Source organism: Paenibacillus rhizoplanae (genome assembly GCF_042684125.1).
GTDB lineage: Bacteria > Bacillota > Bacilli > Paenibacillales > Paenibacillaceae > Paenibacillus_AQ > Paenibacillus_AQ rhizoplanae.
In genome coordinates this window covers 151,416-168,226 of the sequence record NZ_JBHUKY010000022.1, presented here as the reverse complement: position 1 = coordinate 168,226, position 16,811 = coordinate 151,416, and the positions used below count along the sequence as shown (strand labels likewise).

Annotated in this window: 15 protein-coding genes; 4 read left to right on the top strand and 11 right to left on the bottom strand. The window is 52.1% G+C overall.

Annotation, left to right across the window (positions count from 1 at the left end; translation table 11 throughout):
* Positions 1-27 precede the first annotated feature (27 nt).
* Positions 28-855: a copper amine oxidase N-terminal domain-containing protein gene (locus ACFSX3_RS13070; RefSeq protein ID WP_209992257.1), complete on the bottom strand. Its 828-nt coding sequence runs from the start codon at positions 853-855 to the stop codon at positions 28-30.
* Between the two features lie 462 nt (positions 856-1,317).
* Here ACFSX3_RS13070 and ACFSX3_RS13065 point away from each other — a divergent pair, with 462 nt between their 5' ends.
* Positions 1,318-2,223, top strand: a complete 906-nt coding sequence (locus ACFSX3_RS13065) for an AraC family transcriptional regulator (RefSeq protein WP_209992259.1) — start codon at positions 1,318-1,320, stop codon at positions 2,221-2,223.
* Between the two features lie 347 nt (positions 2,224-2,570).
* Here ACFSX3_RS13065 and ACFSX3_RS13060 read toward each other — a convergent pair whose 3' ends face one another.
* The 10 genes from ACFSX3_RS13060 to ACFSX3_RS13015 form a co-directional block, all read right to left on the bottom strand.
* On the bottom strand, positions 2,571-3,395 hold the full coding sequence (locus ACFSX3_RS13060) for a carbohydrate ABC transporter permease (protein WP_209992260.1): 825 nt from the start codon (positions 3,393-3,395) through the stop codon (positions 2,571-2,573).
* Complete coding sequence (locus tag ACFSX3_RS13055; protein WP_209992261.1) at positions 3,388-4,284, bottom strand: carbohydrate ABC transporter permease; 897 nt, start codon at positions 4,282-4,284, stop codon at positions 3,388-3,390. The genes ACFSX3_RS13060 and ACFSX3_RS13055 overlap by 8 nt, the downstream gene beginning before the upstream one ends.
* Positions 4,285-4,391: 107 nt before the next feature.
* Positions 4,392-5,720, bottom strand: a complete 1,329-nt coding sequence (locus tag ACFSX3_RS13050; RefSeq protein WP_209992262.1) for an ABC transporter substrate-binding protein — start codon at positions 5,718-5,720, stop codon at positions 4,392-4,394.
* Positions 5,721-5,913: 193 nt separating this feature from the next.
* Positions 5,914-7,689 carry a sensor histidine kinase gene (locus ACFSX3_RS13045; RefSeq protein ID WP_209992263.1) on the bottom strand — a complete coding sequence of 592 codons (1,776 nt, stop codon included), beginning with the start codon at positions 7,687-7,689 and terminating at the stop codon, positions 5,914-5,916.
* 5 nt (positions 7,690-7,694) lie between these two features.
* Positions 7,695-9,359 carry a response regulator transcription factor gene (locus ACFSX3_RS13040; RefSeq protein WP_209992264.1) on the bottom strand — a complete coding sequence of 555 codons (1,665 nt, stop codon included), beginning with the start codon at positions 9,357-9,359 and terminating at the stop codon, positions 7,695-7,697.
* Between the two features lie 561 nt (positions 9,360-9,920).
* Positions 9,921-10,364, bottom strand: coding sequence for a GNAT family N-acetyltransferase (locus tag ACFSX3_RS13035; protein WP_209992265.1), 444 nt, complete (start codon positions 10,362-10,364; stop codon positions 9,921-9,923).
* Between the two features lie 15 nt (positions 10,365-10,379).
* A complete protein-coding gene (locus ACFSX3_RS13030) occupies positions 10,380-10,817 on the bottom strand; it encodes a hypothetical protein (protein ID WP_209992266.1) in 438 nt (145 codons plus the stop codon).
* A 37-nt stretch (positions 10,818-10,854) separates the two neighbouring features.
* A complete protein-coding gene (locus tag ACFSX3_RS13025) occupies positions 10,855-11,388 on the bottom strand; it encodes an AAA family ATPase (protein WP_209992267.1) in 534 nt (177 codons plus the stop codon).
* Between the two features lie 123 nt (positions 11,389-11,511).
* Positions 11,512-12,918: an NAD-dependent malic enzyme gene (locus ACFSX3_RS13020; protein ID WP_209992268.1), complete on the bottom strand. Its 1,407-nt coding sequence runs from the start codon at positions 12,916-12,918 to the stop codon at positions 11,512-11,514.
* Between the two features lie 82 nt (positions 12,919-13,000).
* Positions 13,001-13,495 (bottom strand): hypothetical protein, encoded by a 495-nt coding sequence (locus ACFSX3_RS13015; protein WP_209992269.1) that lies wholly within the window; start codon positions 13,493-13,495, stop codon positions 13,001-13,003.
* 135 nt (positions 13,496-13,630) lie between these two features.
* Between ACFSX3_RS13015 and ACFSX3_RS13010 the strand changes: the two genes are divergently transcribed.
* The 3 genes from ACFSX3_RS13010 to ACFSX3_RS13000 all read left to right on the top strand — a co-directional run bounded on the left by ACFSX3_RS13010 (position 13,631) and on the right by ACFSX3_RS13000 (position 16,700).
* Positions 13,631-14,623 carry an acrylyl-CoA reductase family protein gene (locus ACFSX3_RS13010; protein ID WP_209992270.1) on the top strand — a complete coding sequence of 331 codons (993 nt, stop codon included), beginning with the start codon at positions 13,631-13,633 and terminating at the stop codon, positions 14,621-14,623.
* Positions 14,624-14,810: 187 nt separating this feature from the next.
* Entirely contained in the window at positions 14,811-16,265 is a 1,455-nt protein-coding gene (locus tag ACFSX3_RS13005) for an alpha/beta hydrolase family protein (protein ID WP_209992271.1), read from the top strand.
* Positions 16,266-16,301: 36 nt separating this feature from the next.
* Positions 16,302-16,700, top strand: a complete 399-nt coding sequence (locus ACFSX3_RS13000) for a MerR family transcriptional regulator (RefSeq protein WP_209992272.1) — start codon at positions 16,302-16,304, stop codon at positions 16,698-16,700.
* The last annotated feature ends 111 nt before the right edge of the window (positions 16,701-16,811 follow it).

Genomic DNA, 16,811 nt, shown 5'->3' with positions numbered 1-16,811 from the left:
GGATTCACCTCTGATTCAAAATTGAAATTAATTCTCGGAGCGGTCGAGCAGCCGACCTTTTACAAGTAAATAAGCAGGGGTACTCGGCGTTTCGGTCTTAACGGTAACCTCAAGAGTACCCTCCTTGCGGACAGCTGGTCTTACACGCTCCTGCGGCGGGAACTGAAGCGTATCATCATATAGGATATAAGCTGCTACATCCGCTGCCCCGGCTGGAATATCCTTTCCGGTTATATTCTTCGCCTTCACTGTAAAGCTGCCTTTCCCGGGATCATAGGTGTACGAGACTGGCCGGAAGGCATCGTTACTGATAATCTTTCCCGGGGGAGCTGTAAATGGTCCTCCTTCCATATCCTCCAATGTATATTTAATCATATCCGTCTGCATCAGGGTTTCACCCGTCAGCGTGTAGAGCTGACTCGCCTGATCCCATTTGCTCACAATGCCCAGACGTCCGGCGAGCACACTGACGGGAATGAACATCGAATTCTGCTCCATCACCGGAACCGTGTCCATCGACCCGGCAACCCCGTTAACCGAAACCGATTTGGAACCAATGGTGAACTTAACCGTTACACTATCCTTTTCGATGGCAGCCGTTCTAGCCTTGGCATCATAGCTCACCTTCGCCCCCATCAGCTCGCTAATGGAGCGAAGGGGGATCATCGTCCGGTAGTTGGCATCCACATATGGCGCCTTTGGTGCTGTATAGAGCACATAATAATCGTTGATTTTCAGAAGTGCAGGGTATTTCTTCGCCGCCGCCTCTACCTTCCCCGGATTCATACCCGTCAACATGGCGAAGCTCAATCCCGCAGCCAGTAAGGCTGTCAACACCTTTTTACCTGTCTTCATTTCGAACATCCTCTCTTTTCCTCTATTTCATATATTTTTACCATCTTTCTTATTACTCCAAATCTCTGTATCAGTTGCGCCTCTCTACTAAAATCTAACAAACTGCACAGGGATGCAGTGTCATTTCGTGACATGACCTTTCTCTGGTTGAACATGTAGAAGCAGTTTGAATACTTCCTTGATATATTTATAATTAGAGTGAAGTTAATGCAATCACCTCTCAATAATCTCTCCAGCGAGAAGATAAAGGACCGTCTAAAAAGAAATGACGCCGCTGAACTTCTGATGCTCCCTCTTTCTGTCGGTGAGTACCATTCGAACTGGAAGTTCGCCCAAGATATTTGTGCCATGCTTGCGAATTATGAGTCTGCTGCTATGATCACCACCTGACAATATGCTGCACGGATAATCAGGCTACGGTAACTACCGGGTGATATGCTTCTTACGAAAGGAGGGATTGCGGTGGAGTGGCTGGAGCGAATGAATCGGGCGATCGGTTATATTGAAGATAACTTAGAACAAGATATTGATTACGATCAAATCGCTAAAATTGCCTTATGTTCGGTTTACCAGTTTCAACGCATGTTCTCATTTGTACTTAATGTTCCCTTATCAGAATATATCAGGCGCAGAAGACTGACGCTGGCTGCATTTGATCTAAAGGACAGACAGAACACAGTGATGGAGATAGCTTTGAAGTACAGATACGAATCACCGGAAGCCTTCTCCCGGGCATTTCACAATCTGCATGGAATGACGCCTACATTAGCGCGCAATGCCGGAAGTGAGTTAAGAGCCTATCCCCGCATCTCCTTTCAAATCATCTTAAAGGGAGTGACCGGAATGAATTACCGGATGGAGCACCGGGATGCTTTTCAAGTGTATGGGCTGGAGGATATCTACCACTACGACACTATTGCGAATGAAACGGGCGTAACGATCCCGGAGGTTTGGCAAAATATCTGCAAGAATGGAGAGTTGGAACGTTTAGCCCAGTCAGTAAGCGGGGCATGGAGAGACGAAGGCAATTTCAGCAACGAACTTGGAGCGGTCTTTGCCTTCGATGCCTATACATTCACAAGCAACTCGACCTTCCCTTATCTAATCGGGTGCTACAAAGCGCCAGGCAGCCAAGTGAATGGATACACGGTGGTTGATGTTCCCGCAGCTACGTGGGCCGTATTCTCAACACTCCATGATGGGAACGGCAGCGGCAAGTATGACTTGCGTTCTTTGAAGAATCGTATCTTCTCGGAATGGCTGCCAACCTCAACTTATACGATTCTAGATGGCGGTAATTTCGAGATGTATGGTACAAGCGCAGATGGCTATGAATATTGTGAACTATGGTATAGAGTCGGGGAATAGTTATGGAAAAGCGCGGTGTCCGGAATGTCCGGTCATCGCGCTCTTTTTGTTTTTAGAAGTACTTCTGCAAGGGAGCTCTTGCCTTTCCCCCTGCCTCCCCCCACAGTAAGTGAACTTGAGCTTCTCCCTTTTGGGAGGAGTGGCGGAGGGGATGTTTGGAACTGCAGGAGCGGCAGCGTCCGCCTAAAAGCTTTCCGAAGGAAAGCTCGCATCGAAAGCATATGCTTGATTTGGATTTCTACCGCAGACTATGCGGCATAAATCAGGAAATCCAAATCTAACAGCGGCCGAAAGTCCAAACAATCCCTGGAGCCACGACTATTCCCAATATAGAGAGTAACTCTAATTCACTTCACCGACCCAATCATCCCAGCCACAAACTGCTTCTGCATCACAAAGAACACCAGCGCAGTAGGAATCGTGCCGATTACAATCGCAATCATAATCATCCCGTAATCGGGAGCGTAACCTGATCCGAGGGTAGAGATGAGCAGCGGCATGGTCTTGGTCTGTGGGGTCTGCAATACGATCAGCGGCCAGAGATAGTTGTTCCAGCTCGACATGAACGTAATGATCGCTCCGGCAGCGTAAGTCGTCTTCATGGTCGGCTGGTAGATGCGCAGGAAGATGCCCAGCTCGCTAAGCCCATCCATCCGGCCAGCCTCCAGCAGCTCCTTCGGGAACATCTTCGTACTCTGGCGGAAAAAGAAGATCAGGAACGCGGTAGTCACGGTAGGCAGAATGACCGAGGTCATCGTATCGATGCCCATCCAGGGGAAGACGTTCGAGATCTGGCCGAACATCCGGTACAGCGGGATCATCAGCGCGGCGAACGGAATCATCATCGACAGCAGCAGAATGTTGAATACGATATCCTTCGAGCGGCTGCGGAAAACCTCGAAGCCGTAGCCGGCCAGCGAGGCAATCAGCAGCGCCAGCAGCGTGGTGGTTATGGAGATTTTCGCTGAATTCATCAGGGATAACTGCAGGTCCGTGGTGTCCAGCAGCTTGCGCAGATTCTCCAGCAGATGGGTACCCGGCAGCAGCCGCCCGCGGGTGACATCCACCGACTTATTCGTCGAGCTGACCACCATCCACAGGAATGGAAAAATTGAGACAATGGCCGCGATGCTCAGGAATAGGTACATGAAGAAACGTTTACTTTTAGCCATTCTTATCACCTGCCACTTTGAACTGGATGAACGACAGCAGCGCGATCATAATGACGATCGAATACGATACGGTGGCTGCATAGCCGAAGTCTGCTGCATATTTGAACGACAAATTGTAGATGTACTGGGAGATCGTCTGGGTCGCGTTGCCCGGGCCGCCCTTCGTGATATTCATGACCTCGTCGAACAATTGCAGCGTCCCGATGGTTGAGGTAATCGAGGTGAACAGGATGATCGGCTTCAGCAGCGGGACCGTAATTCCGAAGAACTGGCGGGAAGCCGAAGCTCCGTCAATCCGGGCGGCCTCGTAGATGGAGTGATCGATATTTTGCAGGGCCGACAGGTAAAAAATCATATTGTAACCCGTCCAGCGCCAAGTGATCGCTATGATAATGGTGATTTTGGCCCAGAACGGATCGGTGATCCATTCAATTGGGGCACTGACCAGATGGAGCTTCAGCAGCATCGTATTCACCAGGCCATTGCCGGAGAACAAATACTTGAATACCACAGAATACGCAACCAGTGAAGTGACACAGGGCAGGAAGATCGCCGTCCGGAAAAACCCCTTAAATCTCAGCTTGCTGTCATTCAGCAGTACCGAGATAAACAGCGCGAGGATGATCATCAGCGGCACTTGAACCAGCAGATAAATGAAGGTGTTTTTAACCGATACAATAAATGTTTTGTCAGACAGAAGCCGTGAATAGTTATCGAAGCCGGTAAATGTAAGATTGCTGCCCGTTCCCGTCTGGAACGACAGAATAAGTGCCTGAAGCATCGGATAGAAATAGAAGACGAAGATCAGAATGACCGCAAGCAGGACGAAGGACCATCCGGTCAACACGCTTTTAGTGCGGAACCTAAGTTTGGAATTTGTTTGATGCACAGCTGCCCAGTCCTTTCCTTATCATTTAAAATAAACCCCGGGCGCCGCCCGCCTCCTGAACTCCCGGAAGCTGCAGGCCACGCCCAAGGTCACTGTATGAGAGCTAATTATTTAATCTGTGACTCGGCCTGGGCCTGGGCATCGCTCAGCACACTGTCAATATCCTTGCCGTTCAGATAATTCTGCATCTCTACAATCAGGATGTCTTCAATTGCATAGGTGTTGATACCATAATTGACGCTTGGGATCTGCTCCGTCCAGGCAGCGAAATCCGATACAATCTTCTGACCGCTGAAGAATTCATTGGCCTGGCTGTAAGCTTCTCCGCCCGCAGCCGCTTTGAAGGTGCCAATGACACCGATATCCGTGAGCAGCTTCTGGTACATTTCCACATTCGAGCCGAAGGTCTTAGCCATGAAGTCTGCTGCCGTCTCCTTACCATCCACATTCATGACATACCAGGAGCTTCCGCCCAGGTTCGAGGCATGAACGGATTTGTTCACAGTCAGCTTGGGAAGCGGTGCGATGCCCCACTTGCCGGATTGTGACGCTTCAGCCGTAATCGAAGGGGTGATCCAGTTGCCTGTCGGCACGGATGCTACATCGCCGCTGTTCAGGGCGGCTACGAACTGGCTCCAGTCTGCATGCACCTTGGCTACGTTTGATTCGGTCAGCTCCTTATAGGTTTCAAAAGCTTCCTTAAGCGGTGCATTTCCCGCAATATTAGGCGTCTTGCCGTCTTCCTTCAGGTACCACTCGCCTGCGGATTGAATCATGACCCGGATCAGTCCGAGGTCGTTCGGGTCCAGCGTAATCAGCGCTTTGCCGGTTTTGTCCTTCACGGCCTTGCCGATTTCAATATATTTCTTCCAGTCGATATCCTGCAGATCGGCGGGCTTGTAGCCTGCCTGCTCCAGATAGTCGGTTCTGACATAGAGGCCGGTAACGCCGGAGTCAAAAGGAATTCCGTACTGCTTACCGTCCAGGCTGGTCGGACCGCTCTTGTAATCCGCGAAGTCCGTGCCTTTGATGCTGCTGCTCAGATCGTAGAAGGAATCCTTGTACGATTGCAGGAAGCTCTGGGAACGGTAGTCTTCAATCAGCACGATATTCGGCAGACCTTTGGTGGTTCCGGAGTTCAGCCCCGTGTTCAGCTTCTGGATGATATCCGCCTGTGCATATTCCACAATATTAATTTTTACGTCAGGGTTCGTCTTGGCATATTCTGCTTTGGCCACTTCCAGCGCGGCGATGTTGAATGCAGGGTCCCAAGCCCAAATCGTAATTTCCTTCGCCTGTGCAGGCTCTGTAGCTGCTGTATTCTCTGTCTTTCCCGTGTCCGCAGCAGTATTGCCGGAATTCTTGGACCCGGAGTTCGAGCTGCAGGCCGTAAGCAGTAGCAGGCAAATCAGGACTAACGCAAAGCCTTTTTTCATTGGTAAGCCTCCCCTTTGATGCGCTTTACTGTATCTCGCTTGAATGTAAGCGCTTATTTATTACATAAGTAATCTTATCACCCGCTCCGGGGGACCCGTTAGAACTTACTTTATGGGGATTGGTCATTTTATCGCCTGATTGTAAGCGCTGCCTATTGGCCGTTTGTTCTTTTTTTGGAAAATGGTAATAATCTCACTTCTTCATCAGCGGCAGGCGGATTCGGATCGCAGTCCCCTCCCCCGGCGCACTCTTAATGGTGACTCCATATTCTTCGCCGTACATCAGCACCAGCCGGTCATGCACATTTTTGATGCCGATTCCAGTGAACAGCTGGCGCTTCCCCGCAAGGCTCGACATAGGCAGATCAGCCGCTCCGGTATCCATTCCATCCCCGTTATCCACCACTTCACAGAGCAGAGATCCGGCATCCTGGGAGATGAGGATATGGATATATCCGCCGCTTTTGCGCGTAAACGCATGGAAGAAGGCATTCTCAATGAACGGCTGAATAATCAGCTTCGGCAGATGACAGTCCATACAATCCGGGGAGACGAAGAAATTCACCCTGATCCGTTCGCCGTACCGCACATGGTTGATGAACACATAGGATTTCAGATTCTCCAGCTCCTGCGTCACCGTGATACTCTCACTGACATCGCTCAGCGCATTCTGCAGCATCGAGATCAGGGCATGAATCGTATGCACCGCCTTCTCCTGACTGCCCTGCTGCACCAGGAAGTTGACCGAAGCCAGCGTATTGTACAGAAAATGCGGGTTAATCTGATGCTGCAAGGCCGCAAGCTCGGCATTCCGCTGCTCCTTCTGCGTCTCCACCAGCTTCTCGACATATTCATTCAGCTCGTCCAGCATATAGTTATAGGCATGCCCCAGCTCCTGAAATTCAAAGCTCCCCGTAACCGTAATGTAATTGTGGAAGTTACGCTCGGTGATTTTGGACATCTGCCGGGTAAGCAGCGTGAGCGACCGGGTTAGCCTTCTGAAGATCAGGAACACCACGATCAGGGCCACGGCCACGATGGCTGAGCAGAAGAGCACGACCATTTTACCGTTAACCATCTGGCCGAGGGCCGTCTGCTTATCGATCAGGTTCACAATATAGAAATCGTAAGACGGCAGGTAATCCGCAATCAGAATCGAATCAGTGCCCTGGAAATCAATGTTCTGGTACGCAAGCTGCTGCTCCTCAATCTCACTCGCCACCTGCAATAGATCCCCCGCCTGCTGGCCCATCAGATCACTGCGGTTGCTGGACACAATCATCCCCTGCTTATTGAGGATCACCACATCGTTCCCGGTACTGACAAAGCTCCCGTAGAAGGAGCGGAAATCCTTTTCATGAATGGTAAAAAACAGCGTTCCGTAAATATCGCCGGTCGTCCGGTCCACCAGCGCTTTGCTGCCTACGATCACCGCTTCCTTCTGCGGCGAATTCTGCACCGTCTCCTCATAGAACTGGTACATCAGCCGTTTCGGCTCAGCAAGAGTATTCCGTGTCAGCTCATGCTCCTGAAGCTCGCGGTCGCTCATCAGCAGATTGTTGGTATTGGTGGAGTAGCTGCGGCCGTTTTTGCCCATGATTTTGATCCCGACCTGGTAGGCATCGAGAGTGGACTGAATCTTCTTCATCTGCGTGGTCATATTGTAATAGGTCCGCAGCATCCGCAGCGAGTCCGAGTCCTCCTCAGACAGGAAGGAACGGATCGTGCCACTTAGCTGAGTATTATTAGTAGCCGTAACGATCGAATAATGAAAGGCTTCAAAGCTCGCCTTAATCTGGCTGATCACCTTGGAATTCGTAATGCTGAAGGTATTCATGAACAGCTTCTCCGACATGCGGACGGTCGTCCAGGAGGAAGCGATGGCTACGGCGATGATGCTGATCAGCATGACGATGAAGATTTTGATGAACAGGCTGTGAAATTTGAACCGCTCCCAGTATCTGCGCATACGCTCTACTCCTGCCCGTAATGCTGACGCCGGTAGCCGCTCGGGGACAAGCCGTTGTATTTCTTGAACACTTTGCAAAAATAACTGTGGTCCCCGTATCCGACCATACTGCTAATCTCCGCTATGGGTGCCTCCCCGGCCCGCAGCAGCTCTGCCGCCTTACCCGTGCGGACCGTGTTGAGATGCTCCTTGAAGCCCTCGTGATTGTAGGTCGTGAACAAGCTCGACAGATACGAAGGGTTGAAATGAAAATGACGGGCCAGCTCCGTAAGGGTTAACGGCTCGGCATAATGCTCCTCTATGTACTGCAGCAGCTTCGTCATGTTGGCATTGCTGCCCGGTGCTGGCGCTGCCGATAAAGTCAGCTCCATGATCCGGCTCAAGTAATCATCCAGAATCCGTATGGCCTGCTCGGCAGTATCCGCTTCATCAATGGCCCGGAACAGGCCGTATTTCCCCTCCTCCAGCTCCTGCAGATGGCTGAACTGATTCGTAATATTGAAGATAATATTGCCCAGGAAGGACTTGAACTGATACACATCCCCGTCATTCTGGCGGCTGAGCGCATCCACATGCTGATGCAGGTCACCGAACGCTTCCGCCAGCTGCTGCCGTTTCAGTTGTTCTGTGAAGGGCGTCAGGTTGAACTTGGGCAGCGCAGTCCCCTGATCTGGACGTTCCGGCTGGATAAGCAGGGTCTGCTCCGGCCGGAAAAACCGGCACTGCTGTAGTCTCGCATTGTTCTCCTGCTGGACGGCCGCCAGTTCGCCCAGCGAACTGAATGTCCGGCTCAGCGTCAGCCGCAGCTCCACCTCTTGTCCGGCAAGTGTATCTGCTAACTGGTGTACAGCCTCCAGCAGCTGCGGCCCATGGGCTTCTTCCAGATTGATCAGCATGAACGTAGTGCCCGAAGGCTCTGCGCATGGAATAACGCACTGCACCAGTCCCGGAACACTCCGGCTTAGTTCACCGTTAACAGCGGTAACCACGGTAGCGGATGCAGCCTCATGTGCATTGGCGGCGTTGCTGCTGACTGCATTAATAACGGTATGATTCATGGCGTTGTCGCTGCTGACCGCGTTTATGGCGGTATGGTTAATGGCTTCGCCGCCCGGTGCTGGCTGTGCCGGTTCCCAGCCCAGCAGCGCGAAGCATTCATGCGGAAGCAGCTGCTTCACATACGCTTCGCTCTCCGGCGGCAGCCGGTAACCGGCCAGCATCCGGCCGAGCAGGGTATCCAGCGGCTGCGCTTCTGCCTCCGTTTGTCCCCCGGTGCCGCTCAGTCCCGGGATGCGTTCCCGGGTTTTTTTCAACACTTGCAATAAGGCCCCGGCTTCCAGCTTCGGCTTCAGAATGTAATCCGCCACCCCATGCTGGAACGTCGAGCGCACATAATGGAACTCGCTGAAGCTGCTCAGCACAATCACCTCGGTAGCCGGATAATCGCGCTTCACCAGCCGGGTTAACTCCTCGCCATCCATCACCGGCATGACAATATCCGTAATGATGATATGCGGCTGCAAGGTCTGCAGCGAATTCAATGCTTCCCGTCCGTTGGCCGCTTCACCCACGATCTGAAATCCTTCCTGTTCCCAGTCCAACACATATTTAATCCCTTGCCGGACCAGGATTTCATCGTCCACAATCAGCACCTTGCATATTGGATTCATGATTCTCCCCCGCCTTCTGTAATCTTGACTCTGGCCCTAGCCACTATGAACGGATTATAAAGCGCTATCATGGAGATGGTCAAACTTAAAATAAGAGCAGGGAGACATTCCCTGCTCTTGGTTGTGCAATTTTAGTAAAAAGTATGTTGTCCAGTATATACGAAGGAGCATTCCACTCTCCGTCATTCTTAGATTTCCCGCCAGGTAATTGCATTATGTACAGTAGAATCGGAAAAAAAGCGCTCCAAAACGCATTCTAATGTATTTGCTGCAATAGAATTTCTTAAAAGGGTCCATTTCAGGCAAATATCCGAAAATCTAATGTATGAAGTACAATCGATGGCGAAAAAGCTATGGTTTTCCACCTTTTGATTGTACATAATACAATAGACCAGACCTTCATGCCGCTCTTGGGTAGCATTTCAGAGGATGAATTTTCGAAGATGATGGCCCTCAATTTGGCTCCATAACAATGTCATTCGTACGGACACTGCTATTTCAGGCTAGAATATGCCGGGGCAATTTTCAGTTTCTCCAAACTTTTATGTCCTCTATGCCACCCTAATGCGAGCTAAGATGCTTGCGGTATCCCTCGACCTTCTCTTCCCTATACCCCATCGCCTCATAGAAAATATGCGCTTCCTTCCGCTTCTCCCCCGACACGAAAATGATATAGTAACAGTCCCGTTCATGCGCGATCGCTTCGATCGCAGTCATCAGCTTCTTGCCGAGACCTTGCCGCCGTGCGCGCGAAGACACCACCACATTCTCAATGACCATGAACGGGCGGCAATCGCCCACCAAGTCCTGGCAGACGATCCCCATCAGCGAGCCTAACAATTCCCCGTCTACAAAAGCACCCAGCAGCACATACCGCTCGTCCTCCCGGATGGTCCGAAAAGCATTCTCCAGCTTCAGCGGGTCCGCCCGTCCGCCCATTAATTCATCGTAGAGTGTGTTCAATGCTTCCAGTGATACGATTTCAATTTGTTCTATGGTTACCATGTCTTGTTATGCCCCCTACTTCGCATTCTTCAACTCAAACTCCTCACTCTTCCCGTCCCACTCCACAGTTACTTTAATGACGGAGTCCTCATATTCAAACGCGCCTTCTCCATATCCACCCATATGCAGCATATCCCAGCGTACTGGACCTTCCTCCGTGCGGGTGCCGCCGCCGCTGAAGCCTTTGTAGCCATATTTGAACTGCTTGATTTCCCCCAGATCGGACTGCTTACCCTTGTATTTCAGATCGAAGGTATATTGTTTGGAGCTTTCACTGCTTACTTTGTCCCCTCTAGTAATCAGCTTCTGGCTGGCCTCCTGCTTATAAACGCCCGACCAGGTGTCACCCTCGCCCTTGAAGGTATAGTTGAAATGGGTCGTTTCCGTATTGCAGGACGTCAGCAGCAGTAGCAGAACTCCGGGAAGCAGCAGCACACGTAACATCTTCTTCATTCACGGTCAGCCCCTTTTCCCATAGGTTGAATTAGAGCTAGCGGGACATGTATTGCAGTACTCCCTCCACCCGTTCCTCTACTGTAAAATCCCCTTCCAGCCGCAAAAGATCGCTGCTTAGCCCGGCCATCCATTCCTCATGCAGCGTCCGGCTGCGGACCTCCGGTCCTGCCGTATCATACAGCGCGGCCCATGCCATAAAATCCTGTACATCCTCATATTTATCTCCGCCCGGCAGACCCTCATCCCCGTAACGTTCATACTCCCTCGCCCGCAACCGCTCCAGACGAACCTGCTCAGGAATCCACAGGAAAACCACCAAGTCGAACGTGTCACGCAGCGAATCCCCCCAGCCGCAAACCGCACCGGACAGAATCCATGGCTCATGCCGCGCCAGATCCGTCTGCAATTTGTTCAAACGCTCTGCTACAACACTTTGCTTCGTGTACTTCTGCTCCCAAAAGTAATCGTCACTATCCAATTGAACATGCGGAAGCCTCTCCGCAAGCGCCTTGCCCAGGGTCGTCGTTCCCGCCCCGGAAGCTCCCATAATATGAATTCTGCGGTACATACGCCCTCCTGAAAGAAAGAATCATTGTATACATTCGTATATTTTACCATGCTAAGCAGACGCAAACAAAGCCGCGGCCCCAGGCCACAGCTTTGTTCACCTTCCAGATGCTCAGCGCGCTCCTCAGCTCACATCCGGCGGGATGCGCCGGGCGATGCCAGTGGCGATAGCTGCCCGGATGACAGCCAGACGTACCTGCTCCACGACCTTCTCGTTGAAAATGCTCGGAATAATATACTGCTCATTCCGCTCATCCGGGTGGACCACTGCTGCAATGGCCTGCGCCGCTGCCAGCTTCATCTCCAGATTCACAGTCTTCGCCCGGCAGTCCAGCGCCCCGCGGAAAATCCCCGGAAAACACAGCACGTTATTAATCTGGTTAGGGTAATCGCTTCTGCCGGTGGCCAGCACCCGGACGTAAGGCTCTGCCAGATCCGGTTCAATCTCCGGGGTCGGATTAGCCATGGCGAACACGATACTGTCCGGGGCCATCGTCTTCAGATGCTCCACCTTGAGAATGCCTGGCCCGGAGACCCCGATAAATATATCCGCTCCGCGCATGGCTTCGTCGAGTCCTCCGCTCAGATTCTCAGGGTTGGTAGCTTCGGCCAGCCAGCTCCACTCAGGGTTCGAGTAGGCTTCATTCCGGTGCAGTATCCCTGCCCGGTCTACCGCGTAGATCTGCTTCGCACCCGCAGCCAGCAGCAGACGGCAGATCGACACCCCTGCCGCTCCGATGCCGACGACTACGATTCTGGAATCCTCGATAGTCTTGTCTACGACTTGGAGCGCATTCAGCAGACCAGCCAGAGCAACTACTGCCGTTCCATGCTGGTCATCATGAAAGACCGGAATATCCAGCTCCGCCGACAGCCGCCGTTCAATCTCGAAGCAGCGCGGAGAGCTGATATCCTCCAGATTGATGCCACCGAAGCCGGGAGCAACCGCTTTCACGATCTGAATGATTTCTTCCGGAACTTTGGTATCCAGACACAGCGGGAACGCGTCAATATCCGCCAGCTGCTTGAACAGCATGGCCTTGCCTTCCATCACCGGCATCGCCGCCTCCGGCCCGATATCGCCAAGGCCGAGCACAGCGGTACCGTCGGTGACGACAGCTACCGTATTTCTTTTCATCGTCAGGGAATATGCCTTGGACGGATCTTCGGCAATTGCCGTACAGACACGGGCCACACCGGGGGTATACACCAGCGACAGATCCTCGCGGTTCTTGATCGGCATCTTTGGGGTGACCTCGATTTTGCCGCCCAGATGGGCCAGGAAGGTACGGTCGGAGACATTGATGACTTTGATCCCGGCCATATTCTTCAGCACGCTTATAATCTCTTCATTCGCCGCATCCTGCACATTGACAGTCAGGTCACGGGTCGTCACATCCTTGCCGCCACGGATCACGTCAATCGCTACAATATCACCGCCAGCCGCTGCCAGCCTGGACGCCACATCACCAAAAGTAGCTTCTGCCTTACGGATTTCAAGCCGGATAATCATCGTTGTTGCAATGGACATAGAGTTATGCCTCCCTCATCAGACGGATGAATTCTATCCTCAATATACTACAGTTCACACGATGTTCATAATTTATTCCGGGTTAACCGGGAATTTCCCATTCCTCAGCCAGCTTTAGCAGCTCTGCTTCCGCAGCTTCTTCGTCTTGCCCCAATACTTTCGCTTCTATATAGTAGGTTACCGTATTATCGCTGTCACTCTTGCCGGGACGCTGATAGCACAGCCAATAATAAGTAACTTCAGGAGCAGGATAGACCGCGCTTCCCTCCTGTATGAACTTGATTAGCTCCCCTTCACCTGCCGGTGTAGGCACTGGCTTCCTCCATAGCAACTCTGTATGATTAGGGATACTGATATAATTGCCCGGACGGCTCTGATCGCCAAGCGTCAGCTCCAGCTGATCTTGAGTCACAGACTCCAACCCTTGCAAATACCGCACAGGCTCGTCCTCACTTAGACGCAGCCGGTGGTGTGCCGCCGGGGCGGAATCAGATGCTGCGAACCCGTATAGCGCTCCCCCGCCCAGAACGAGGCAGATTGCTGTGGTAAGCACGGTTTTACGTATTTTCACTCTCATATGGACTCTCCTTAGTAACCATCTAGTGTAGGATATCATTGTGTTTCCAAGATTGACAGGGCACAATAGTAATGGCGCGAAGACTATGAATTCTTATTTTCGAACAAACACAGCAAGGATTAGGAGAGAGAAGATATGACGAACCCTTTTCAAGCATTGGTAGTGGACAAGACAGAACCATTCTCCATAGAGGTCAGACCGGTATCCCTGGAAGAACTGCCCGCCGGTGAAGTGTTAATTAAGGTAGCTTATTCCAGTGTAAACTATAAAGACGGGCTGGCAAGCATCCCGAATGGGAATATTGTACGAAATTATCCGTTCATTCCGGGGATTGACCTGTCAGGGACGGTAGTCTCATCGAAGGACAGCCGCTTCCGCGAAGGCCAGTCGGTCATTGCCACCAGCTATGGGATCGGAGTCTCCCACTTCGGAGGCTTCAGCGAGTACGCCCGCATTCCTGCAGACTGGGTAGTGGACCTGCCGGAGGGCTTAACCCTGCGGGAAGCTATGATCTATGGCACAGCCGGATTCACAGCGGCGCTGTCTGTGCAGGCGCTGGAAGCACAAGGCATGACTCCCGATCAGGGAAAAGTACTCGTCACTGGTGCCACCGGCGGTGTCGGAGGTGCGGCAACCGCCATACTGGCGAAGCTGGGCTACCAGGTTACCGCCAGTACCGGCAGAACGGATGAAGCCGGATATCTGCAGGCGCTGGGTGCTGCAGAGGTGATCTCCCGCGAAGAGGTCGCAGGCACTGCGGTGAAGCCGCTGGACAAGCAGCTTTGGCAGGCCGCAGTAGATTCAGTGGGGGGCGCCCCGCTTGCTGCTGTCCTGAGCAAAATCGCCTACGGCGGCGCAGTTGCCGCAAGCGGCTTAACCGCAGGCACGGCTGTCCCAACCACCGTCCTGCCGTTTATCCTGCGCGGAGTCAGTCTGCTCGGCATCGATTCCGTAGCTTGCCCTATGGAGATACGGGCCAAGCTCTGGCAGCGTATGGCAGGCGACATGAAGCCTGCGGTGCTGGATACGCTGGTGGACCGTGAGATTTCTCTGACTGAGCTGCCTGCGGCGCTTCAGGATATTCTCCAGTCGGGCACCCGGGGGCGCGTGCTGGTCCGCTTATCCTAGCTTTATATTATAACAAAGACGGCAGAATGTTCTGAATTCACAGAACATTCTGCCGTCTTTTTTGCTTTCCATCTCAGGGCTCCCCGTTGTCTGTCACTTTTACCGGCTAATTAAGCCTTGACCTTGAAGTATACTTCAACCTTTATGCTATCCCTGTAACAGACAATTATAGGTGGAGGTACTGCAAATGAGAGGATTAGAGATTGTAATTATTGTTGTGATTCTGGCTGCCACAGCGGGGATTTTATTTATGAAGAAGGGCCGGCGGCTGGATACCGGGATGCTGCTGGCTGTCATAACAGCCTTGGGACTGCATGGAGTGATAGAGAATTACCGTATCCAGATGGCTCCGGCCTACGCCGCAGCACTAGGGCTACTGATCATACTGAGCTTCAGGCTCTTGAAGCAAGACTCACGGGACCGGCCGAAGAGATCTACGAAGCTATGGAAAAGCCTGCTGCTGATCGTTATCCTCCTTCTGGCAGGTGTATCCGTATATGCGAGCCGGCTGCTGCCCATGTTCACGTTACCCGAACCAACAGGACACTATGCCATCGGAACGATAGCAAGAGAGCTGACGGATGAGAACCGTGACGAGACACTAAGCCCACAGGAAGGCGACAAGCGGAAGCTGATGATCAATGTCTGGTACCCGGTCGCTCCGGAACTCGCTGAGGGTAAGCCAAAAGGCCATTATCCTTCCGCTTTAGGGGAAGCGGTGAGCCTTGTATTCGGATTGCCGAAGCTGTTGTTCAGTCATGTCACCGCTATCCCTACCCATGTCGTCGATGGAGTACAGCTGTCTGCTGAAGAAGCCAGTTATCCGGTACTGCTGTTCTCGCCGGGAATCCGCTCCACCCGGTTTCAAAGTATGTCAGTGATTGAAGAGTTGGTCAGCCAAGGGTATATCGTAGTGGGGATGGACCATCCTTATACCTCAGCCAAAGTCACTTACCCAGATGGAGACTCAGTCTATTACGTGCCTGATCCCGAATTCGATACTTCTGCTGAGCTCTACAATCACAATGTGAACGGGATCGCAATCCGTGCAGCAGATGCCAGCTTTGTGCTGGATACATTGACGGAGTGGAACAATCAGGACCCGAACGGACTGTTCCAGGGTAAGCTGGATCTCAGCCGCGCTGGGATCTTCGGTCATTCCTATGGCGGGGCAACCACTGCTGAGTCACTTGCCCAGGATAAGCGGTTCAAGGCAGGCATCAGTCTGGAAGGCGGCTTCTGGGGGGAGGTTGCGCATGCCGGGCTTAAGCAGCCGTTTATGTATATGATGACTGGCGGTACCGCTCAGAGTCTTGATCCGGCTGCAACGAAGAAGGATAAGGTCTTTTATGAGGAATTCGCTCCCGATCTGGAGTCTGTGATGACCCGCAGCTCCGGGGATACCTATTATCTGACCATCGATCATTTCATCCATCAGAGCTTCACCGAGATTGCATTGCTGTCGCCTTCCTTATTCGCAAATGGTCTCGATCCGGTGCATACTGTAGATATTACCAGATCTTATGTACGGTCATTCTTCGATCAATATCTGAAAGGCGAGCCTCAGGCTCTATTGAACGGTCCTTCGGCCGAATACCCGGAGGTAACATTTGACCCGGCCTACACGCACAAGAGACCATAGACGTAGATAGATATCGAGTACAGGAGGGAATAACAGATGAAGGGAATGACCCGTGGTGAACTGGCGCGGCAGGCAGGGCTGAGTGCGGCAGCCATCCGTTACTATGAAGACAGCGGCATCCTGCCTCCCCCGGAGCGGACCGCAAAGGGATACCGGATCTACTCTGCCGATTATCTGGTGAAGCTGAAGTTCATCAAGGATGCCCAGTCCCTGGGCTACTCACTGAAAGAAATCCAGGCGGCGCTCGCCCTGCTCGGCTCAAAGATGGATGAAGATACCTTAAAGGAACTCGTCCGTGACAAAATCACCGAAATCGACGAAAAGGTTGCCTCCCTGTATGCTATTCAGCGCATGCTGACAGGTCTGCTCGAGACCCCGCAGGAGGATATTCAGAATTATCTGCATTCTTTCCAGGTTCCAGATAAGAATCATTGAAGACAAACTATCTCATCTTAGATCCAAGTAGAAACGGCTTTGCCGTCCTTTTATAGGACGGCACCGTTTCAGCGAGAAATTGAAGGATAAGTTATAATGTGAAACATATAA